Source organism: Candidatus Latescibacter sp. IFSED24 (genome assembly GCF_058273205.1).
In genome coordinates this window covers 3364073-3382759 of the sequence record NZ_CM177850.1, presented here as the reverse complement: position 1 = coordinate 3382759, position 18687 = coordinate 3364073, and the positions used below count along the sequence as shown (strand labels likewise).

The window sequence follows — 18687 nt, the reverse complement described above, 5'->3', positions numbered from 1 at the left end:
CGGATGATCGAGTCGGTGGCAGGAGCCCGAGACGCGGACAGGCCGCGTGTCCGGGTACCTGGGCCAGAGGCTACAAGAAAGATAAAATGAGATGCTTGCGCACCTGTTTTAGCGAGTTTCCCGTTCGGTGATCCCGCCGTGGCCGGGGACGTCACCGCTTCGGGCACCACCGCCCCACGGTCTGCGTATAGACGGTATACTGCTCACCGAAGAGCCGCCTCAGCCGAGGCTCCTCGTGGAAGAGCACGAACAGGTGGGCCGCGAGAAACAGCAAACCTGTGTAGGCGAGGAGCTGGAGCGACTCGTAGAAGAGCGTGGCTCCGACCAGGGCGAAGCCGGCGCCAAGATACATGGGGTTCCGGACAAGGCGGTAGGGGCCGAGAACGACCAATCGCCGGGGTGGGTCGAATGGTGCGGGCGTGCCCTTGCCCAGGCGAACGAAGGCCAGAACGCACCACGCGGCCAGCACCGCACCGGCAATGCCAAGCGATAATCCGGAAACCTGCAGGAGTCCGATGGATTCCGGCTTTTCGATGCCGGACCAGGACAGCAGCCGTGCAGGGATGAAGACCAGCACCAGGCCGATGAAGAGAGTCGCGTACGTCAATGTGCGCGCCAGGACGTTCATGTCGGGCTCCCGCTCCTGGCGACCCGATCCGACTGCCTGGTCCTCGACATGGTCACGCCATCTCAGCGGAAGAGGTTCCTGACCTCGGTCAGCGTGGCGGCCTTGGCGGCCACGACGCCGGGATCCTCCAGCAGGTCGTCCTGGAACCGGGGCTTCAATTCGATCTGGCCGTTGAACACGACCACGGGACCGAGCACGAGGTACGTGTCACCCACGTCGACGGCGGAGATGTCGATGCCCGTGGAGCTGTCGATGTAGACGTAAAGGTTCTCGCCGACGCTGGTGGCCAGTTCGAAGGAACTGGATCCCACGACCAGCACGATGCCGGTGACCGCCGCGAAGCTGCCCACGTTCTCGTAGTCCGCGAGCACCTCGTCCGGTGTCAGCACCAGCGGATCCGGCTCGGCAGCCGAACCGACCACCGAAAAGTCGGGGCTCATGATCTGGATCTCGCCGCTGAAAACATCGACCACTCCGGTGACCGCGACCACGTCGCCGATCTCCAGACCGGTGCCCGGCAGGTAGAACGGAAGGCCGCCGGTGGCGTCCTGGATGTAATGCGTGCCGGCGTTGTAGACGCCGGCGGGGACGTAGACCGTTCCTTCCACCGTGACGGTCTGCCCGTCGAAGGGGCTGTTCGGTGTTCCGTCGGGCAGGTATTGCTGGATGTCGTCGATGTCGACGACCTGGGCGGTGGCGAGGCTGGCGCCGAGGACCATGAAGAGGATGCACTTCAGTAGCCTGGTCATCCTGGAGACTCCCTCCGGTTGTTGGTGTCGGTACGCGAGCCTCGCCCGCTGCGGCGAAGGACCGCGCCTCGAAGAAACGGCCTCCCCACAATCATAGCACGCCGCACACCTGGGCATCCAGTTGCCTGTCGTTGTCGTCGACCGCTTCCAGACTACCGCACCAGCGTCATGCTGCGTGTCTCGGTGTCGCCGCCTTCCAGCACGATCCGATACAGATAGAGACCTGAGGGCGCCGCCCTCCCCAGGTCGTCGTTGCCGTGCCAGACGACCGATCCGGGGCCGGCCTCGACGTGACCCTCGAGCAGCGTCGCCACGTGCCGGCCTGCTGCATCGAAGACGGCCAGGGTCAGATTCTGTGGCCGATCCAGCGTGAAGGTGATGACGGTGCTGGGGTTGAACGGGTTGGGCCGATTCTGCGCCAGGATCCGGACCGCGGCAGGCGTGGCGTCGGGAGCGGCGATGCTGGCGGTGAACTCGTAGGCGCCCATGTCCACGATGCCGTCGATGACCCGGGCGTGGCCCACGAGGTCCAGCGCCGGCAGGTTCGGCGTGCCGGGCATGCCGGCATCGCGGCAGGGAGAATCGGCGGTCAGGGCGTAGGGGTGCGGTCCCGCCGTGTCGAAGAGGGGCGGGTCCTCGATATTGCCGGGGCCGGTGCTCACTGCGCCGACGCATCCCGAACCCGACATATCCGCGACGTCGCAGTAGCGGACGGCCGCGATGCAGTTCGTGTTCGTGTACATCTGCGGCCCGTCAGGCGCCGTGTTGCCCCAGAGGATGTCGTTGGTGCAACTGGGATTGGACGGCTGGATCACGCCCGCCATGACGAAGGTGTTGTAGATGCCGCCGCCCTGGCTGGTGGCCGTGTTGTCGGCGATGGTGTTGTTGGTGACCTGGGGATTGGAGCCTTCGTTCCACAGGCCGCCGCCCCGCAGCGCCGTGTTGCCGGCGATGAGGTTGCCGATGAGGTAAGGATTCGTCAGGTAGCAGTGGATCCCGCTGCCCTCGTTGTCGGTGATCGTGTTGTTGACCAGCCAGGCGAATCCTCCGGAGAGGTAGACGCCCTCGCCGTGGTTCCCGCTGATGTCGTTGCCCTGCACGTCGGGCGAGGCGAAGTTGAAGCAGGCCAGGCCCGCTCCGCGCCCGGCGGTGTTGCCGGTGATCGTGTTGCCGTGGATGTCGGGTGACGACATCAGGCAGTAGATCCCGCCGCCGTCATGGTCGGTGAAGTTCTCGCAGATGACGTTGTCCAGGATGGACACGTTGCTCGCGGCATCGCAGTAGATCCCGCCGCCGCCCCAGGTGGCCAGGCCGTAGACGGCCTCGTTGTCGCGGATCAGGCAGTTGGCCACCGTCACCGTGGCGTGGGCGATGTAGATGCCGCCGCCGCTGTTGTCGGGACAGGTGCCCCAGGCGTAGCCGTCCTGGATGCGGCAGTACCGCACCTCCGAGCGGGGTTGGGCGTTGGGTTCGGTGTCGAGGAACCGCAGCGAGTGCCACCCCGTGGCTGGCACCTCGGCCTGGAACCGGATGGTGTCGTTCTCCGTGCCGACGGCCAGCAGGCAGCCCCTGACGATGAACTTGTACCAGCCCTGGAAACGCACCTCGACCCCCGGTTCGATGGTCAGGGTCTGATCGAGGGGCACGGAGATCTCGCCGTTGATCAGGTAGGGCGAGCCGGCCGCCGTCCAGACGCCGGAGACCTCGCCACCGGGGACGGGGGTGTCGGCGAGGCTGAATCCCGGCACCATCGAGAGCAACAGGAAGACGCACGCTCCCACAACGGGGCGTGCTGGGCGATGGTTCCAACACATGATGGTTCCTCCGATCTGCGCGATTGGCAGATGAGTGAGAGCGGGAAGACGTGTCTCGGTCCGGGGCAGCGTCGCTTCCGCTGACCGTATTCTACCCTTTTTGCATATCTGGAGTCAAATGGTCGGCGGTGGCAGGGGGCACGGCGGGCGAGGCCGAGGCTCCTGCCCGCTGCGCTGGCTGGTGCGTGGCGGCTGCTGGACGTTGACGGAGCTGGCTGCGGTTGCCTAGATCTGCCGCGGATCCCGCGGCTGTTGCCGCTCTTGCCGGCGCCACAGGTACACGCCCAGGGCCGACAGTCCGCCCAGCACGATGACGCCCCGGATCACCCGGAACAGGCTGATGACCCAGGCGATGCCCAGACCGAGGGCGGCCCACTGCACCCACCAGTCGCCGGGCGAGGTCATCCAGTTGACCACCGTCAGGAAGACCAGGATCAGCGGCGCCATGAACAGGAATCTCAGGGAACGAAAGGGATCATGCATGGTCGACGACCTCCGTAGGTCTGACAACGCAGCCGGGCCGGGCAAGGTTGCGCCGAATTGCCTCTTATCACCCCCCGTGCTACCATTCCGGTAGTCCGGTCGGGACGGCCCTTTGGCCAGCCCGGCCGGATCTAGCTCCTGGCCAACTTCAAGCCGCCTCCAGAGGATCGATCGACATGACCAAGCGCCTCGCGCTCGCCGCCGTGTTCGCACTCCTGCTGGCCATCCCGGCCGCCGCAGGCGTCCACTTCGTGCCAGATGCCACCAGGGATCAGGTCGCCCCCGGCCAGCCCAGCCGTGCGCTCTCCACCTGGCAGCTGCCCGAGGGCTTGCTGGTGGTGGATCGCCGTGGTCCGGGGCACGAGGCCGTGGGCGGCGAGGAGCTGGCACCGCGGTTCGCGGATGGAGAGTGGTACCTGGTGGATCGCCCACGACCGGCTCGTGAAGGCGAGCTTGCGGCACCGGTGGATCCTGCCTCTTTCGGCCACGTCCATCTGGTGAGCGAGACCGCCTGGGTGGTCGAGGTCCCGCGCGCTCGGCTCGACGGGTTCCTCGCCGCCGCCCTGCGCATCCAGTACCTCGACCGCACTCCCCTGGTACCGGCGGCGGCTGGCGCCAAGGCCGCCAAGCTCGAGATCACGCCGCCCATGGTCGACCCCGCTCTTAAGGCCGCCTACGTCGACGGCCTCGATCAGCAGGCCTTCAACCAGCTCATCCGCGAGATCACCGGCGACGTGGCCTTCTGGTTCGATGGCGGCCCTCAGACAGTCAGCACGCGGTACTACAACACGGCGGGCAACGAGCTGGTCGCCGATTATCTGGCGCAGAAGCTGGCCGGCTACGGGTACACCGTGGAGCTCGACGACTTCGTGGCCAACGGGCACACCTGCCACAACGTGGTCGCCACGCTGACCGGGACGGTGACCCCGGACGAGATCGTGGTGGTGGGCGGACATTTCGACAGCACGTCGGAGCAGGCGGGGACCAACGCGCCCGGCGCCGAGGACAACGCGTCCGGCACCAGCCTGGTGATGGAGCTGGCGCGTGTGAGCGCCGGACGGCAGTTCGAACGCTCGGTGCAGTTCGTGCTGTTCGATGCGGAGGAGATCGGCCTGCGGGGGAGCCAGCACTTCGTGGACGAGGCGGTGGCCGAGGGGCGGACCATGGTGGCGGCGATCACCGCCGACATGGTGGCCTTCCACGACCGCAACTACGGGGTGGTGATCGAGGGCGAGCACGACTGGCAGTGGTTGATGACGGCCATGGCGAACAACGTGGCCGCGGTCACCGACATACGGTTCCTGGAGACGTACCACAGCTGGGGCAGCGACCACGTGCCGTTCCAGCAGGCCGGGATCGCGGCATTCCTGGCCATCGACTGGGACTGGAGCGAGTATCCGTACTATCACCGGACGACGGATACATGGGAGCGGATCGAGACGACGGCGCCGCTCGGATTGCAGATCGCGCGCGCGGCCGCGGGAACGCTGGCGGATGTGGGCGGCCTGATGGGCCAGACGACCGGTGTGCCTGCGCCGGCCGTTCCGCTGGTGCGGCTGGCGGCCTATCCGAATCCGTTCAATCCGCTGACCAGGCTGTCGTTCAGCCTGGATGTTCCGGCCAGCGGGGAACTGGCCGTCTACGACGTGCATGGGCGCCGGATCGCGACGGTCGCGGCGGGGGACTTCCTGGCGGGCGTGCACGAGGTCGACTGGCAGGGGCTCGACCAGTCCGGGCAGGCGGTGCCGAGCGGGGTCTACGTGGCGCGGTTGCGGACGACGGCGGGGCTGGCCAGCCAGAAGCTGAATCTGATCCGCTAGCTCGACTGGCGGACTCGGGTCATCCGCGACGGTCGGGTCCGGGCTGGACCGACCATCGCCTCGACGGAAGGTCGCCGGCATGACCGAACTCAACGTGGCTGCCGTGCAGATGGATCTGGCCTGGGAGGACCGCGCCGAGAACATGCGCCGTGCCCGCGCCTGGGCCGAACAGGCGGTGGCCGGCGGCGCCCGGCTGGTGATCCTGCCCGAGATGTTCGCCACGGGCTTCTCCATGAATCCCCGCGTCACGGCCGAGACTCCCGACGGCGCCACACCCACCTTCCTGCGCCGGCTGGCACGCGAGCTCTCGGTCGCCGTGATCGGCGGCTACGTGCGGGCCGGGAAGGACGGGCGCGCGCTGAACGCGGCGCTGGCGGTCGGTCCCGAAGGCACGGACCTGGCCGAGTACCACAAGACGCACCTGGTGGGCATCCTGGGCGAGCACGAGGCGCACCACGCCGGCGAAGGGCCACGCCCGTTCTCCCTGGCGGGCGCGGGGGTCGCCTGTTTCATCTGCTACGATCTGCGCTTCCCCGAACTGTTCCGCCTGGTGGCTCGTGACACGGCCCTGGTGGTGGTGATCGCCTCGTGGCCCGAGGCGCGGCAGGCGCACTGGGACGCGCTGCTGGTGGCCCGGGCCATCGAGAACCAGCAGTTCGTGGTGGGGGTCAACCGCGTGGGCGAGGGCGGCGGACTCGGCTTCACCGGCGGCACGGCCATCATCGACCCGTTTGGCGTCACCCGCGCCCACGGCGGCGCCGAGGCCGGCCTGGTCACCGCGACCCTCGACCTCGACGAGGTAGCGACGATCCGCCACCGGTTTCCCTTCCTCGACGATCGCCGGTTCTAGCCGGCGGCCCGATCGGCTCTGGCCAGCACGCCGGTGAGCATGCGGTCCAGGGCGGCCGTCAGCACCTCGTCGCTCACCCCGGAGAACGACAGCCGCACGTGCGACGCGAACCGCTCGCCACCGAAGGCCGTGCCCGGCACCACGGCGATGCCCTGCTCCAGGAAGCGCGCCACGTGGTGGTCGCTCGCCGCCATACCCGCCGGTGCCGCGGGCATCAAGCCGGTCAGGTTGAGGAAGAAGTAGAAGGCACCCTCGGGGCGGTAGAGCCCGTCCGGGAAGTATTCCGCCAGTCGATCGGCGATCAGATCGCGTCGCCGCTGCAGCGTGGCGACCAGTCCGGTCTGCCACGTACGGCGGGGCTCCTCGAGCCCGAGCACGTCGGCGAAGGCCCGCTGGATGAAGGGCACCACGCCGGCGGTCTGGGTGTATTCGCCCAGGGTCAGTCGGGCGATGAGGTCGGGGTCGCGGCAGATGGTGAAACCGATCCGGAAGCCGGTGGCGGCGAACGACTTGCTGCAGGTGTAGACCCCGATGATGTGATCGCCCGGCAGACTCAGCGGGCTCACGTGCTCACGGCCGTCGAACACGAAGTCCTTGTAGGCCTCGTCCGAGACGATACGCACGCCGTGACGGCGGCAAAGCGCGTCGATGCGCTCGAGTTCATCGCGCGAGAACACCTTGCCGGAGGGGTTCTGAGGAGTGTTGAGGTACAGCACGTCCGCCGTGGCGAGCTTGCGGTCGAGCGCGGCGAAGTCGACCTGCAGCCGGCCCTGGTCCTCGACCAGGTCCAGGATGTCGACCTCGTAGCCGGTGTAGGGGAAGATGTTCTCGAGCACGCAGCTCCAGGCAGGGCCGAAGCTGAGCACGCGGCCGCCGCCGAGCAGGGCGAACACGAGCTGCAAGCCCTCCTGGCCGCCGTAGGTGCAGATGACGTGCTCGGGCCCGATGTCGGTGATGCCGTGCTCGGCGGCCATGTGGGCCACCACCGCCTCCTTGAACCACGGTTCGCCGCCGGCCTTGGGGTACCGGGTGAGGCCGGCGTCCAGCGCCCGCTTGGTGGCCTCGATCACGAAGGGAGGCGTGGGATCGGCCAGCTCGCCGCGCTGCAGGTAGGCGAAACGCTCGCCGTCCTGCTCGAATACCGGAGCGATGGAGCGGATCTGCTCGCTGATGGCGACGATGGGGGACAGGCCGATGGACGTGAACGCGGAGGCATAGGGACGGCTCATGGCAGGACCTCGGGTGGGGGACAGGGCGACTTATGGGACCAATCTACCCCACTTTTGTGTCGCGGCCAAACGTCGGTTCATTCACAACCCACCTCGTGGTTTCCCGGGCCGATCCGGCAATCTCCCTGACGCCGGGCGTGGCCAGCTTCCAGAATGCAGATGACATGTGGTTATCCTTTTTGCTAAGATAAAAACCGACCATAATGCTAGCCGCAATGGATTCCAGACATCAATCCTGACTCCAACCAGCCTCCAGCCATCGAGGTGCTGACATGAATCGTTTCCTCTCCCGCACATCCCAATCCACCCTGCTCCTGGTCGGCCTCCTGTTCATCCTCACGCTTGCCGTCGATTCCCAGGCCTACGATCGCTGGTCCCAGAACGATGACGCGACCTATTGCGGTGCGTGTCACGGCGATTTCCGGGCGTCCAACTACGTGTCCCCCACCGACGGGATGCTCTGGGGCAACCTCCACAACATCCACCGCTCCACCATGCTCAACGGCGATTGCGATGCCTGCCACGGCAACAACGAGTTCCCCGTCCTGCTGGCCTCATCCCAGGGTGGCAACGGGCTGGCGGCCATCAGCTGCATGGGCTGCCATGGTCGCGCGGAGGACAACGGGGCCGGCAACCCGGAAAGCCCGCACGGGTACGGGGCGGGGCTTCGTCAGCATCACCACGTTGCCGGTGTGACCGTCTGCTTGAACTGTCACGAGGATTCCGACCCCGCCAACTACACCACCGTGGGTGAAGATGTCCTGCCCCCCTACTATGCCAACCCGGGCACCGGCCACCCCAACATGCCCACGGGCAGCTGCAACGACGATGGCAGCGAGAATTTTGCCGGGGCTCCGCAAGGTCAGGACAACGATGGCGACGGGATCTACGACGGCGACGACGGCGATTGTGCCGGCACGCCGGCTCCCGACACCGCCTCTCCGGCGCTCCTGGTGACCAGCTTCCCCAATCCCTTCAACCCCCAGACGACCATCAGCTTCACCGTCGATCGCGCGGGCCCGGTGCGGGTCGCCGTGTATTCCGTGGACGGTGCACTGGTCAGGGTGATGAGCGAAGGTCACCTGGAAGCGGGTCGCCATAGCGTGCGCTGGAACGGCACCGATGCCAGCGGTCGCCCCGTGAACTCGGGGCAGTACCTGTGCCGGCTCGAAACCAGCACGGCCAGCATGACGCATTCGATGGTGCTCGTACGCTGACCTCGTCTCTTTTGGTGGGTGGGGTTGGCCTTCGCCCCACCCTATCCAGACTGGGTTCAGGCACCGCCTCGGACCAGCCGCACGAAATTATCGATCCGGATGGCATCACCCTGCGGGTCTTGCCCCGTGGCGTACGCGTGGGTCGTGCCGCTCCAGTAGAAGGCGTCGGTGTCGATGAACGGCACGTTGCCGTCGGGGCTTTCCGGAGAGACATCCTCGCCGCTGAACATGACCAGGTAATCCAGTTCCTTGATGGTCGGCAGGCGCCAGCCGTCGCCCCGGACAACGGCGAGGCGAGTGCGCCTTGTCAGCGCTCCTCGCGGCATGATACGTTCCGCGTCCCGCGATTTCTGACTATCAATTTTCGGGAAAACCCATGACCTGGAGAGACCACCATGCCACGCACCCTGATCCTCTTCATCCTGTTCGGTGGTGTGCTTCTGGCTCCATCGGTCTGGGCCTCGCCCTGGGGCCTCGACGTGGAAGGCGGCTCTTACATCTCGTGGTGGTTCACCAGCGACGATGACGACAACGAGGAGTACACCGGCCATGCCATCGACTACGAGGCCGAGCCGGCGAGCTCCTGGGCGGCCGCCTGCGCGCTGCGCTATGGCAATCATGACGTCTTCGGCCTGAGCATCACGGGCCCCTTCGGCACTGCTCCCGAGCAGAAGGAAGTCATCGAGAAGACGACTTCGGCGACCACGGCCCTGCAGGACTACATCGCCTTCCTGCAGCTGTTCGGCGTCGTGAGTCCCGAGAGCAGCGGATTCATGAAGTTCCTGTCCGGACTCCGCCTCGACTACCGGCGCCTGTTCTTCTACGGCAAGGGCATCGCCGTGGAGCAGGCCGTTTTCGCCAGCCGGGATTCCGGCCTCATCGTCCTCGACGTCGGTGACCAGTTCCAGTACCAGGCCAACTTCGAGGACTGGTACCTGACCCTGGTCCGCTTCGGCCCCGCCGACCACTACCTGCGTCTGGGACTCTACCGATCGGTGCTGGAGAAACCGCACGAGTCCATGGATTACGCCGAGGACAACGGGGGAAACCTGGTGGTGGAAACGCGGATCTCGGGAACCGGAGCCTTTGGTCAGGTGGGCAGCAACAGCTGGGATTTCCTGCTCCGCGTGGGCCAGGTGGATTTCGAGCCGCAGGGCGAAGTGGGGCAGAGCTTGTACGGAGGAAGCGGCAGCTTCTCCATGCTCGTGGATTTCGGCTGGAATCCGAGCATCGTGCTGGCCGGTCCCCCTGCCGATGGTCGCTATACCTTGCCCAGGCTGGCTCTCATGCCGGTGGTCGGACTGCTATTCCGCGCCGATTACCTGAATCCCGAGAGTGGAGATGTCGGCTCGGCCGAGGGCGAACTGTCCATGGACATCCTGGTCGACGCCGGTGCGCGCGTGATCTGGCGGTTCTAGGCTGACGCTCCCCGACGCAACGGGGAATTAACCTCTTTCGGATGCGTTCGCCATCAATTAAGATGCTATATGTCCTATTTATTGAAATCATGCTATCACACCATGTGGAGGAATTCATGAACAGCCCCTGGCGACGACTCATCCTGGCTTTCGGCGTGATCGCGCTCGCCGCCATCGTTCCTGCTTGCAGCAGCGATGACGACGATGGTGATCCCATGGACCCCGGCGGCGGCGACGGTGACACCACGGCCCCCACGGTAATCGACGTGTTTCCGCAAGATGGTGCGCTGGAAGTACAGACGGCTGGTTCCATCATGATCAACTTCAGCGAACCCATGGATCAGTCCGATCCCACCGGCCAGATCAGCATGAGCGATGGCAACCTGCTCCTGGCCGACTGGAGTAGCGATTCGAGCCTGTCGATCGAATACGAGGGCTGGCCCGAGGCGACCGAGGTCAGTGTTCTCGTGGGCACGGGATTGGCGGACGTCGCCGGGAACCAGCTCGCGGCGCCGCTGAACCTGTCCTACTGGACCATGGCGAGCGAACTCATGGTGCTGGAACACACACCGGCCGACGGCGCCACGGACGTCAACCGGGCCACGTCCATCGAGTTGCTGTTCTCCAGCTTGGTGGTCCAGACGTCCCTCGAGACCGGCGTCACCATCAGCGACGACACCAGGGCTCCCGTCCCGTTCACGGTCGAGGCGATCGACGCCTACCGGTTCCGCCTGCAACCCACGGAATCGCTGGCCGCTTCCAGCGAGATCACCGTCACCGTGGGGACGGACGTGCAATCGAACCAGGGCAGCCTCGCCGAGCCCTACGTGTTCACGTTCACCACCGGCGAGGTCCTGGACGCAACGCCGCCCACGATCGTGTCCATCGATCCGCCCAGCGGCTCGACCCTGCCGGCCAACCAGACCGCGATCACCATCACGTTCGACGAGCCCATCGACACCGTCGATTTCGCGCCGACCTTCCTCAGCGGCCAGTTCGCCTGGCTGCTGAGCCAGGCTGACCAGGAGCCCGAGTGGGACATGGATCAGATGGTGCTGACGGTCGACCTGCCCGCCGACCTGCCTGCCGGCTTGCCGCTGCGGGTGGTCTTCGCCGAGTACGCCGACGTCAGCGGCAACGTGCAGAGCGGCGAGACCGAGTGGACCGGCACCGTGGCCGGCACCGCCGATCCGTATCCCGTGTGGGACGAGCGTCGCTGGATCACCGTGGGCGAATGGTCCGAGGGTGACGCCGGCAGCGACATTCCCACCGATTCGGGTGACGAAACCATCTGGTACGAGTTCCGCGCCCGGGGCACGGCGGGCCAGTGGGACAGGGTGGAGTTCTACGACGAATGGCTGACCCAGGACTACTACGAGATCCTGGAAGTGTCGGCCTCCGGGATCGAGTTGGCCGGTTTCGCCGAGAGCGACGACGGGTTCACCGAACGGTTCGCCAGCAGCCCGCTCTCCATTCTCGAGCTGCCGTTCGAGGCCGACAACGAGTGGACGGATAGCGCCACGATCACCATGCCCGAGGGTACGTTGACCGTGTCCGGCACGGGGATGGTGGTCGGACAGGAGGATCTGACCTTCGAATACGACGGCTTCTCGGTGGTCTGGACCGACGTGTGGCGGGTGGAATTGTCCATCGAGCTTCGTGCCGGCAGTTCGCTCATCAGCATGGATGCGTCGACGTACTGGTACGCGCCGGGTGTGGGACTTGTCCGCGAGAAGTATCGCGAGGACGCTCTCGAGGAGGACGTCTGGTACGCGTATGATCGGTGGCTGCAGCTCGACCTGGACTAGGTCTGACTGCGGATTTGGGAAGGGCGCCTCCCTGGCGGGAGGCGCCCTTTTCCCTCGATGGCGGTCGACAGGAGGCGGTATGGCACGAGGCGCAGTGGGGTGGGATCCGCGCTGGATTGTACCGATCGTGATTTTCCATGCAGAGGAAACTGCAAGATAGGGGTCGGCAACATTCTGCGCGGAACAACTCGGGACATGTTTCGCTGCAGCCGATCGCTGATCGGCAGGTATTTGCCGCCATGACCTAGTGCTTGTGGCAATCGGTGCAAGCGATTGGGCCGACCGCCTCCCCGCCTCCGCCCTCATGACACCCCACGCAGGAGGCATGGGCAGCCTCGTGCAGCGAAGTCCGCCCGGCGGTGCCGTCGTGGCATTCGGCGCAGGCCGCTTCCTCGCCGGCGGCAGGCAGCAGGCGCCCCGTGTCCGGATCGGCCACGTGATGGCACCGGTCACATTCGTCAGCCAGCGCGGCCAGGTGACCGTCGTGGTCGAAGACCGCCATTCCCGAGGAACGCTCGGCATCCGACGCCGGCGTCCGGGCGGCATGGCAGGCCGCGCAGAGCGCAGGATGGGGACCGCGGCCACCGTCCAGGTGGCAGTCGCCACAGAGGCGGTGGGCGGCCTCGCGGGCGGCGCGCTGGTCCACCGGCCGCACGACCGTGAGGATCAGGCCGCCCTCGGCCTCGCGCGCGTGGCAGCGGGTGCAATCGGTGGTGCCGCCCGTGGCCAGGGCGGCGGTATGCAGGTCGTGGGCGAAGAAGACCGGCGGTCGCTGGCGGTGGCCTCCCTCGGCGACGGTGTCCAGCTCGATGCGGTCGGGAGCGGCCGCGACGGCCACCGTGATCAGCATCCCGGCCAGTCCAGTGCAGAGGCCCATCCTCCGGAGCTTCATCTCAGACCTCCGCGGCCGGGTCCCCGCTACCGGGGAGCTGGATGCAATCGGCCAGGATCTCGATCAGGAACTTGGTCTTCATCTTCAGCTCGTAGTGGCCGACCACGTCCTCGATGCCGCTGTGGCAGTTGTGGCAGGGCGTGATGCAGATCTCGGCGCCGGTGGCGGCCAGCTGCTCGGCCTTGATGCGGGCGCTGGTCATGCGCATGGCCTTCCAGGGCGGGCCGCAGTTGATCATCCCGCCGCCGGCGTTGCAGCAGTAGTTGTGCTCGTGGCGCGGGTTCATGTCGCGGAAATCGCTGCACAGCGCGCGGATCACCTCGCGCAGCTTGCCGCCCAGGCCGTGGCCGCGGATGGTGTTGCAGGGGTCCTGCACGGTGACCGGCGTGGGGAACTTGCGCGCGATGGTGACCTGGCCGTTCTCCAGCAGATCCCAGTAGAACTCGATGGCGTGCACCAGGGGCAGGGGCGGCTGCTTGAAGCCGAGCCAGCGCGGCCCGTCGTACATGGCGCCCCGGAAGGCGTGGCCGCACTCGCCCATCACCACCCGCTTCACGTTCAGGCGCATGGCCGTGTCCCAGTGCTTGCGCGCCACCCGGCCCATCACCTCGAAATCACCCGAGTACATGGCCATGTTGGAGTTGTCCCAGCCGTCGGTGTCGGGGTAGGTCCAGTCGATGCCGGCGGCCTTCATCACCACGGCCATGTTGCCCATGAGCTGGGCCAGGATCCGGGGTTCGGGCGCGATCACCGAGTACATGACGTCGGCGCCCTCGCGTTCCAGCGGCACGCGCGCTCCCGGCAATTCGTCGCAGGCGTCCTCCTCCTGCCACAGCGCGGTGTCGATCCACTCGTCCTGGTGGATCCACATCTGGTTGCCCGTGGTGGCGTGGCTGTCGACCGTGTCCTGCAGGTACCGCGGCACCAGCCCGAGCGTGTGGCAGAGCCGGCGCACGGTGAGCATGAGGTGGGCGATGTCGATGCCGAACGGGCAGTACTGGCTGCAGCGCCGGCAGGTCCCGCAGTCGATGTAGGCGATGACGGCCATCTGGCGCAGATCCTGGGGCGTGAGCGAGCCACGCTCGTTCAGCAGCCGCCACAGCGTGTCCTTGACCTTGGCCACCGGCGAGAAGCGCGGATCCCGGTCGCGCGAGAGGTACGTGTGGCAGGCCGTGGCGCAGAGCCCGCAGCGGACGCAGGTCTCCTGATAGATCCGCAATCGCGCCGACGCTTCGCGACCCAGGACCTGGTCGATGGCGGCCTCGATCCGGTCGCCGGTGAGGGCGGCCGCCGCCTCGTCCAGGGCAGGATCGACCACGGGCAGGTTCACGGGGTACTTGCTCACGCCATCCCTCTCGAGGCTCACCAGTCGCGCGCGCTGCGATGGGCGTATTCGCTGCCCATCAACGTGCGCGTGAAGGAGAAGTTGAACAGGTGCATCAGCCGCGTCCACGGCAGGGACGCCAGCCACACGCAGCCGCACACCGCGTGCAGGCCGACCGCCACGGACGGCGGCAGCAGCTGGTGGCGCGCCACCAGGCCGGTGGCGAACGGCGCCACCGCCACCGCGAGCGCCAGCCAGTCGCGGGGCCCGCTGACGTAGCGCACGGTGGCGTCGGTCGCCCTGCGTACAGCCAGCGCCAGGCCACCCACCACCACCGACCAGACCAGCACCGTGGCCACCGCGTCGGGCCAGGCCGGCAGCCGGAGGCCGAGCGACCGCTCCATCAGGACGACGTGGGCGAGCAGGAAGAGCGGCGCCGCCAGGAGCCCGATGTGGAAGGCGAAGGAGACGACGGTGACCACCGGCCGCTGGCGCATGTTCAGCGCAGCGAACGGGACCAGCCAGTGCGCCAGCGAGCGCAGCGAGCCGCCCGGATTCAGGTAGGCCGTGGCCACGGCGTCGCGCTGCACGGCGCGCCGCACGGCGATGAAGCGCCAGGCGCCGCCGCCGAGCAGCACGGCCAGCGCCAGCCAGACCAGCGGTCCGGTCACGAGGGTGATCATGCCCGACTCCTCTCGCCGGTGCGCAGGTCGGCCACCGCCAGGATGCGGCTGCGGAACTGGCCCTCGGTGTCGAGGCCGCGGATCAACACGTGGTCGCCGCCGGGACCCACCGTGACGGGCCAGAGCTTCCGCCAGGTGCCGCCCACCGGCTGCCCGTCGGCCGCCAGCAGCCAGCCGCCATCACGCTCGAGCCGGGCCAGCACCGGTCCACGGCCCGGCAGGATCGTCGGTCCCTGCAGGCGCTCGCCGGTCAGCGACCAGGGCCGGCCGTCCACCGCCACGGTCCAGCGCCCGCCGGCCTTCACGGCGCAGGCGATGCGCGGATCGTCGCCGGATCCGAAGACGGGGGTTCCCGCCCATTCGTCCCAGCTGGCGGCCCAGGGTTCGCCGTCCACGGCCACGGTCCAGCGGCCGAACTGCGGGGCGACCACCGCCGCCACCCGCCCGTCCGCCGCGGCCACCTGGCGCCAGAGCTGGGTGAAGCCGCGGCTCCAGCAGGGCTCGCCGTCGCGGGCCAGGGTCCAGCCGATCGCGGTCTTCACGGGCGCCAGGACCGCACCGTCGGGGGCGAAGCTGGGGCCCCAGGCGCACGAGAAGGCGCGCGGCCAGGGTTCGCCGTCCACCGCCACGGTGTGCTCGGTGCGGCTGAGCCTGACCAGGGCGGCGGCCCGCGCGCCGTCGGGGGCGAAGGCCGGCTCCCACACGTTCACGAAGCGCCGCGGCCACGGTTCGCCGTCCACCGCCAGCGACCAGAGCCCGGCGGCGAAGGCGGCGACGTCGGCCTCCTGCCTGGGCTCGACCTGCACCGTGCAGGCGGTCCGGGCCCCGTCGGGAGACAGGCACCACTCGCGGATCATGGGGACGGCGCGGGGCCAGGGTTCGCCGGCCGTGGCCAGCGCGTAGCCGTCGTCGGTCTTGACCACGGCCACGGTGCGCCCGTCGGCCGCCCGGCGGAGATCCCAGACGAACTCGAAGGTCTCGGGCCAGGGCTCGCCGTCCTCGACCACCGTCCAGGCGCCGTCCTGGCCGGTGATGGCCGCCAGCCGCCCGTCGTCGGACCAGACGAGCTGGCGGACGCGCTCCCAGGTTTCGGGCCAGACCGTCGCCTCACCGCCGGGGCCGAGGATGCGCACCCGCATGCCGTCGTCGTCGGCGATCACCGCGGCGAGGTGGCCGCCGCCCGGCGAGGGGGCGTATTCGATGATCTCGGCGCCGCCGGCCAGGTCTGCCAGCGACAGCGGCGGTCGGTCGTCGGGTCGCCAGTCCCGGACGGTCGTATCTGACATGCGTCGCCCTTCCCGAAGCATCGGTAGAATCGCGCTGTTCGGGCAAATCTAGGCTGGCGGGAGTGTGATGTCCAAGCAAACTGGTTTCTGTCTGATAGACAGGGCCGTGGTCGTGTTCAGGGCCTTGTCGGCGGGGGATCGCCACGCGACGGCCAGGTCCCCGGTGCCCGGAAATGGCGTCCCGATCCCCGAAGGGATGGGAGTGAGCGAACCGGATCCGTGTGATATCCTGGCCTCCGAGCTTCGCCCCGAGCCCCGAGGTCCCGACATGTGGATACGCAGTCTCTGTCTGGTCGCATTGATCGTCACGGTGTCGGCCGGTCTGGCCCCGGCCCAGGATGCCCACTACTGGAACAAGCAGTACGGCAACCGCGCCTACATGCTGGGCGGCGCCGTCATCGGCAGCAGCGACGATGTCTCGGCGGTCTATTACAATCCCGCCCTGCTCACCATCTCGACCCGGCCCAACCTGACCGTGGCCGGCAACGCCTTCTATACCACCGCGATCACGCTGCGCAATGCCATCGGCGAGGAGCTCGATCTCAGCTCGTCCACCATCGGGACCGTCCCGTCGCTCGTCGCCGGCGAGATCCCGCTCGGCCAGGAGGGCGACCAGCGCCTGGCCTACTCGCTGCTCTTCCGCCAGGATTTCGACTTCCTCCTCGAGCAGCGCGGTGTGGTCTCGCTGCCCGGCCTGCCGAACGATGCGCAGACGCGGGTCAGTCTCGAGGAGACCGGCGAGGAGATCTGGTCGGGGCTGAGCTACGCCCACCGCCTCGGCGGGACGCTGAGCGTCGGCGCCTCGGTCTACGCCACCTACCGGACCCACCGCTCGCGCCGCCACACCCTCACCGCGGCCGAGACGGACGAGGAATTCGGCATTGTCGCCCTGCGCAACGACTTCGACTACACCCACATCGGTCTGCTGGCCAAGGTGGGCGTCGGCGGGCGATCCGGCCCCTGGCATTACGGTCTGTCCCTGACCACGCCCAGCCTCCGCCTCTCAGGGTCGGGCTCGCGTTCGTTCGACCGTATCCTGGCGGGCGGCGAGCTCGATGGCAGCCAGCTGGAGGCCTCGACGGTCACCGACATCCAGAGCGACCTCCGCAGCACCTATCGCACCCCGTTGTCCGCCGGCGCGGGCCTGGCCTACCGCCTCTCACGGACCACGTTCCATGTGGCCGCCGAATGGTTCGGCGAGGTCTCGCCATACCGGTTGCTCGACGCCGAGCGCGTGCTGGACGCGGACACCGGCGAGCCCATCGACCTCGACCTGACCACCAGCAGCCGGTCCATCGTGAACGTGGGACTGGGTCTGGAGCACGAGTTCGGCCACCGCGTGCACGGCTACCTGGGTTTCCATACCGACCGCAGCGCCGCCAGCAACGAGGACCTCCAGAACCAGCTCGCCATCTGGGACATCCACCACGCCTCCGGCGGCGTCTCGCTCCATTTCGGCGACAAGCGGGTGGCCCTCGGCGCGGTCTACGCCTTCGGCGACGAGCCGTTGCCCGGCACCCTCGACCTGGTCCCCGCCGATCCCGACACCGACGATCCCGCTCGCCTACCTCAGGATATCGAGGCCAGCTATCGGAGCTTCCTGCTGCTGATCGGGTTCGATGTGGACTACTGAACGAATCCTGGCTGACCGTTTCGCCGAATACTCTCCCGATTGCCGTGCTCGCGATCATCGTGCTCATCATGAAGAGCTGACGGCCCGTGAGTGGGATGGGACACCGGCGACATCCTGCGTGGAACGACCTACTCTCCCCGTCGCCGATCGCTTCTCCGCTGCAGGCGATCCGCCGAGTGCAAGGACACGAACCGGGCCACCAGGATGGCCATGTACATGAGCCCCGTCACCGATTCCACCACGGACACGGCGCGGGTCAGGGTGTGCGCCGGGGCGACGTCGCCATAGCCCAGGGTCGACAGCGTGGTGAAGCTGAAGTAGAGGATCTCGCCGTAGCCAACGCCCTGGGCCGGGAAGCTGTCGCCGAAGAGGATGGTCCGGTGGTCGAAGACATAGAAGGCTTCGAAGACGTTGGCGAAGATCAACGCCAGCAAGAGATAAACGGCCACGGCGCCGGCGATCTCGGCGTGGGTGATGGAGTCGCTGTCGTAGATCGTGACGAAGACGCGCAGCGCCAGGTAGATCGGCGCCAGGGTCCAGAGGGCCACCTTCAGCAGGTCCAGGGACAGGGGCACGGATCCCCAGGGGAACATAAGATTCAGCAGCGAACCGGCGCAGCCCAGCACCAGCAGGATGCCGAGATCCCGACGCTTGCCCGTGATGATCCTCAAGAGGATGGCCATGAACGTGGCGGTGCCGATGTTGATCAGATCGGTCCAGGTCCGTGGCAGGTCGAGAGCCAGGACGGTCAGGTGCGCGACAAGTACGCCGAGGAGGACGTTGTAGCGGTTGCGGAACACGTTCCCTCCTCGTCGACGGAGAAGAAGGCTCACCCGGTGGTACGATCAGGTGC

At 67.5% G+C, this 18687-nt stretch carries 17 protein-coding genes; 6 read left to right on the top strand and 11 right to left on the bottom strand.

All coding sequences use genetic code 11. From position 1 onward, the window contains the following. Window positions 1-151 precede the first annotated feature (151 nt). The 4 genes from IFSED24_RS13765 to IFSED24_RS13750 all read right to left on the bottom strand — a co-directional run bounded on the left by IFSED24_RS13765 (window position 152) and on the right by IFSED24_RS13750 (window position 3674). Complete coding sequence (locus tag IFSED24_RS13765) at window positions 152-628, bottom strand: methyltransferase family protein (RefSeq protein ID WP_491332046.1); 477 nt, start codon at window positions 626-628, stop codon at window positions 152-154. A 62-nt stretch (window positions 629-690) separates the two neighbouring features. Continuing rightward, a complete protein-coding gene (locus tag IFSED24_RS13760) occupies window positions 691-1377 on the bottom strand; it encodes a hypothetical protein (RefSeq protein ID WP_491332045.1) in 687 nt (228 codons plus the stop codon). A 152-nt stretch (window positions 1378-1529) separates the two neighbouring features. Then, a complete protein-coding gene (locus IFSED24_RS13755; protein WP_491332044.1) occupies window positions 1530-3191 on the bottom strand; it encodes a right-handed parallel beta-helix repeat-containing protein in 1662 nt (553 codons plus the stop codon). A 225-nt stretch (window positions 3192-3416) separates the two neighbouring features. Next, on the bottom strand, window positions 3417-3674 hold the full coding sequence (locus tag IFSED24_RS13750) for a hypothetical protein (protein ID WP_491332043.1): 258 nt from the start codon (window positions 3672-3674) through the stop codon (window positions 3417-3419). A 176-nt stretch (window positions 3675-3850) separates the two neighbouring features. Between IFSED24_RS13750 and IFSED24_RS13745 the strand changes: the two genes are divergently transcribed. Both IFSED24_RS13745 and IFSED24_RS13740 read left to right on the top strand, forming a co-directional pair. Further along, window positions 3851-5494 carry a M28 family peptidase gene (locus tag IFSED24_RS13745; protein ID WP_491332042.1) on the top strand — a complete coding sequence of 548 codons (1644 nt, stop codon included), beginning with the start codon at window positions 3851-3853 and terminating at the stop codon, window positions 5492-5494. A gap of 79 nt (window positions 5495-5573) precedes the next feature. Next, window positions 5574-6344 (top strand): nitrilase-related carbon-nitrogen hydrolase, encoded by a 771-nt coding sequence (locus tag IFSED24_RS13740; RefSeq protein ID WP_491332041.1) that lies wholly within the window; start codon window positions 5574-5576, stop codon window positions 6342-6344. Here the strand turns inward: IFSED24_RS13740 and IFSED24_RS13735 are convergent. Continuing rightward, a complete protein-coding gene (locus IFSED24_RS13735) occupies window positions 6341-7573 on the bottom strand; it encodes a pyridoxal phosphate-dependent aminotransferase (RefSeq protein WP_491332040.1) in 1233 nt (410 codons plus the stop codon). The two genes, IFSED24_RS13740 and IFSED24_RS13735, sit on opposite strands and share 4 nt — an antisense overlap. Before the next feature lie 272 nt (window positions 7574-7845). On the opposite strand from IFSED24_RS13735, the gene IFSED24_RS13730 reads away from it, so the two are divergent. Continuing rightward, window positions 7846-8790 (top strand): FlgD immunoglobulin-like domain containing protein, encoded by a 945-nt coding sequence (locus tag IFSED24_RS13730; protein ID WP_491332039.1) that lies wholly within the window; start codon window positions 7846-7848, stop codon window positions 8788-8790. A 56-nt stretch (window positions 8791-8846) separates the two neighbouring features. On the opposite strand, the gene IFSED24_RS13725 is transcribed toward IFSED24_RS13730, so the two are convergent. After that, window positions 8847-9116, bottom strand: a complete 270-nt coding sequence (locus IFSED24_RS13725; RefSeq protein ID WP_491332038.1) for an Lcl C-terminal domain-containing protein — start codon at window positions 9114-9116, stop codon at window positions 8847-8849. Window positions 9117-9185: 69 nt separating this feature from the next. On the opposite strand from IFSED24_RS13725, the gene IFSED24_RS13720 reads away from it, so the two are divergent. After that, window positions 9186-10208 carry a hypothetical protein gene (locus IFSED24_RS13720; RefSeq protein WP_491332037.1) on the top strand — a complete coding sequence of 341 codons (1023 nt, stop codon included), beginning with the start codon at window positions 9186-9188 and terminating at the stop codon, window positions 10206-10208. Between the two features lie 116 nt (window positions 10209-10324). Further along, the gene (locus IFSED24_RS13715; RefSeq protein WP_491332036.1) at window positions 10325-12016 is read left to right on the top strand and encodes an Ig-like domain-containing domain; all 1692 of its coding nucleotides are present in this window, start codon (window positions 10325-10327) and stop codon (window positions 12014-12016) included. A 244-nt stretch (window positions 12017-12260) separates the two neighbouring features. On the opposite strand, the gene IFSED24_RS13710 is transcribed toward IFSED24_RS13715, so the two are convergent. From IFSED24_RS13710 to IFSED24_RS13695, 4 genes are read right to left on the bottom strand one after another with little or no spacing between them, the layout of a single operon-like run. Next, entirely contained in the window at window positions 12261-12908 is a 648-nt protein-coding gene (locus IFSED24_RS13710) for a cytochrome c3 family protein (RefSeq protein WP_491332035.1), read from the bottom strand. A 1-nt stretch (window position 12909) separates the two neighbouring features. Next, window positions 12910-14253 (bottom strand): (Fe-S)-binding protein, encoded by a 1344-nt coding sequence (locus tag IFSED24_RS13705; RefSeq protein ID WP_491332034.1) that lies wholly within the window; start codon window positions 14251-14253, stop codon window positions 12910-12912. Between the two features lie 17 nt (window positions 14254-14270). Further along, window positions 14271-14915 (bottom strand): TmcC family electron transfer complex membrane anchor subunit, encoded by a 645-nt coding sequence (locus tag IFSED24_RS13700; protein ID WP_491332033.1) that lies wholly within the window; start codon window positions 14913-14915, stop codon window positions 14271-14273. Next, window positions 14912-16201, bottom strand: coding sequence for an electron transfer complex subunit TmcD (locus tag IFSED24_RS13695; protein ID WP_491332032.1), 1290 nt, complete (start codon window positions 16199-16201; stop codon window positions 14912-14914). The genes IFSED24_RS13700 and IFSED24_RS13695 overlap by 4 nt, the downstream gene beginning before the upstream one ends. A 268-nt stretch (window positions 16202-16469) precedes the next feature. Between IFSED24_RS13695 and IFSED24_RS13690 the strand changes: the two genes are divergently transcribed. After that, window positions 16470-17834, top strand: a complete 1365-nt coding sequence (locus IFSED24_RS13690) for a hypothetical protein (protein WP_491332031.1) — start codon at window positions 16470-16472, stop codon at window positions 17832-17834. A gap of 128 nt (window positions 17835-17962) precedes the next feature. Here the strand turns inward: IFSED24_RS13690 and IFSED24_RS13685 are convergent, their stop codons facing one another. Continuing rightward, window positions 17963-18634, bottom strand: coding sequence for a potassium channel family protein (locus IFSED24_RS13685; RefSeq protein ID WP_491332030.1), 672 nt, complete (start codon window positions 18632-18634; stop codon window positions 17963-17965). Window positions 18635-18687 lie beyond the last annotated feature (53 nt).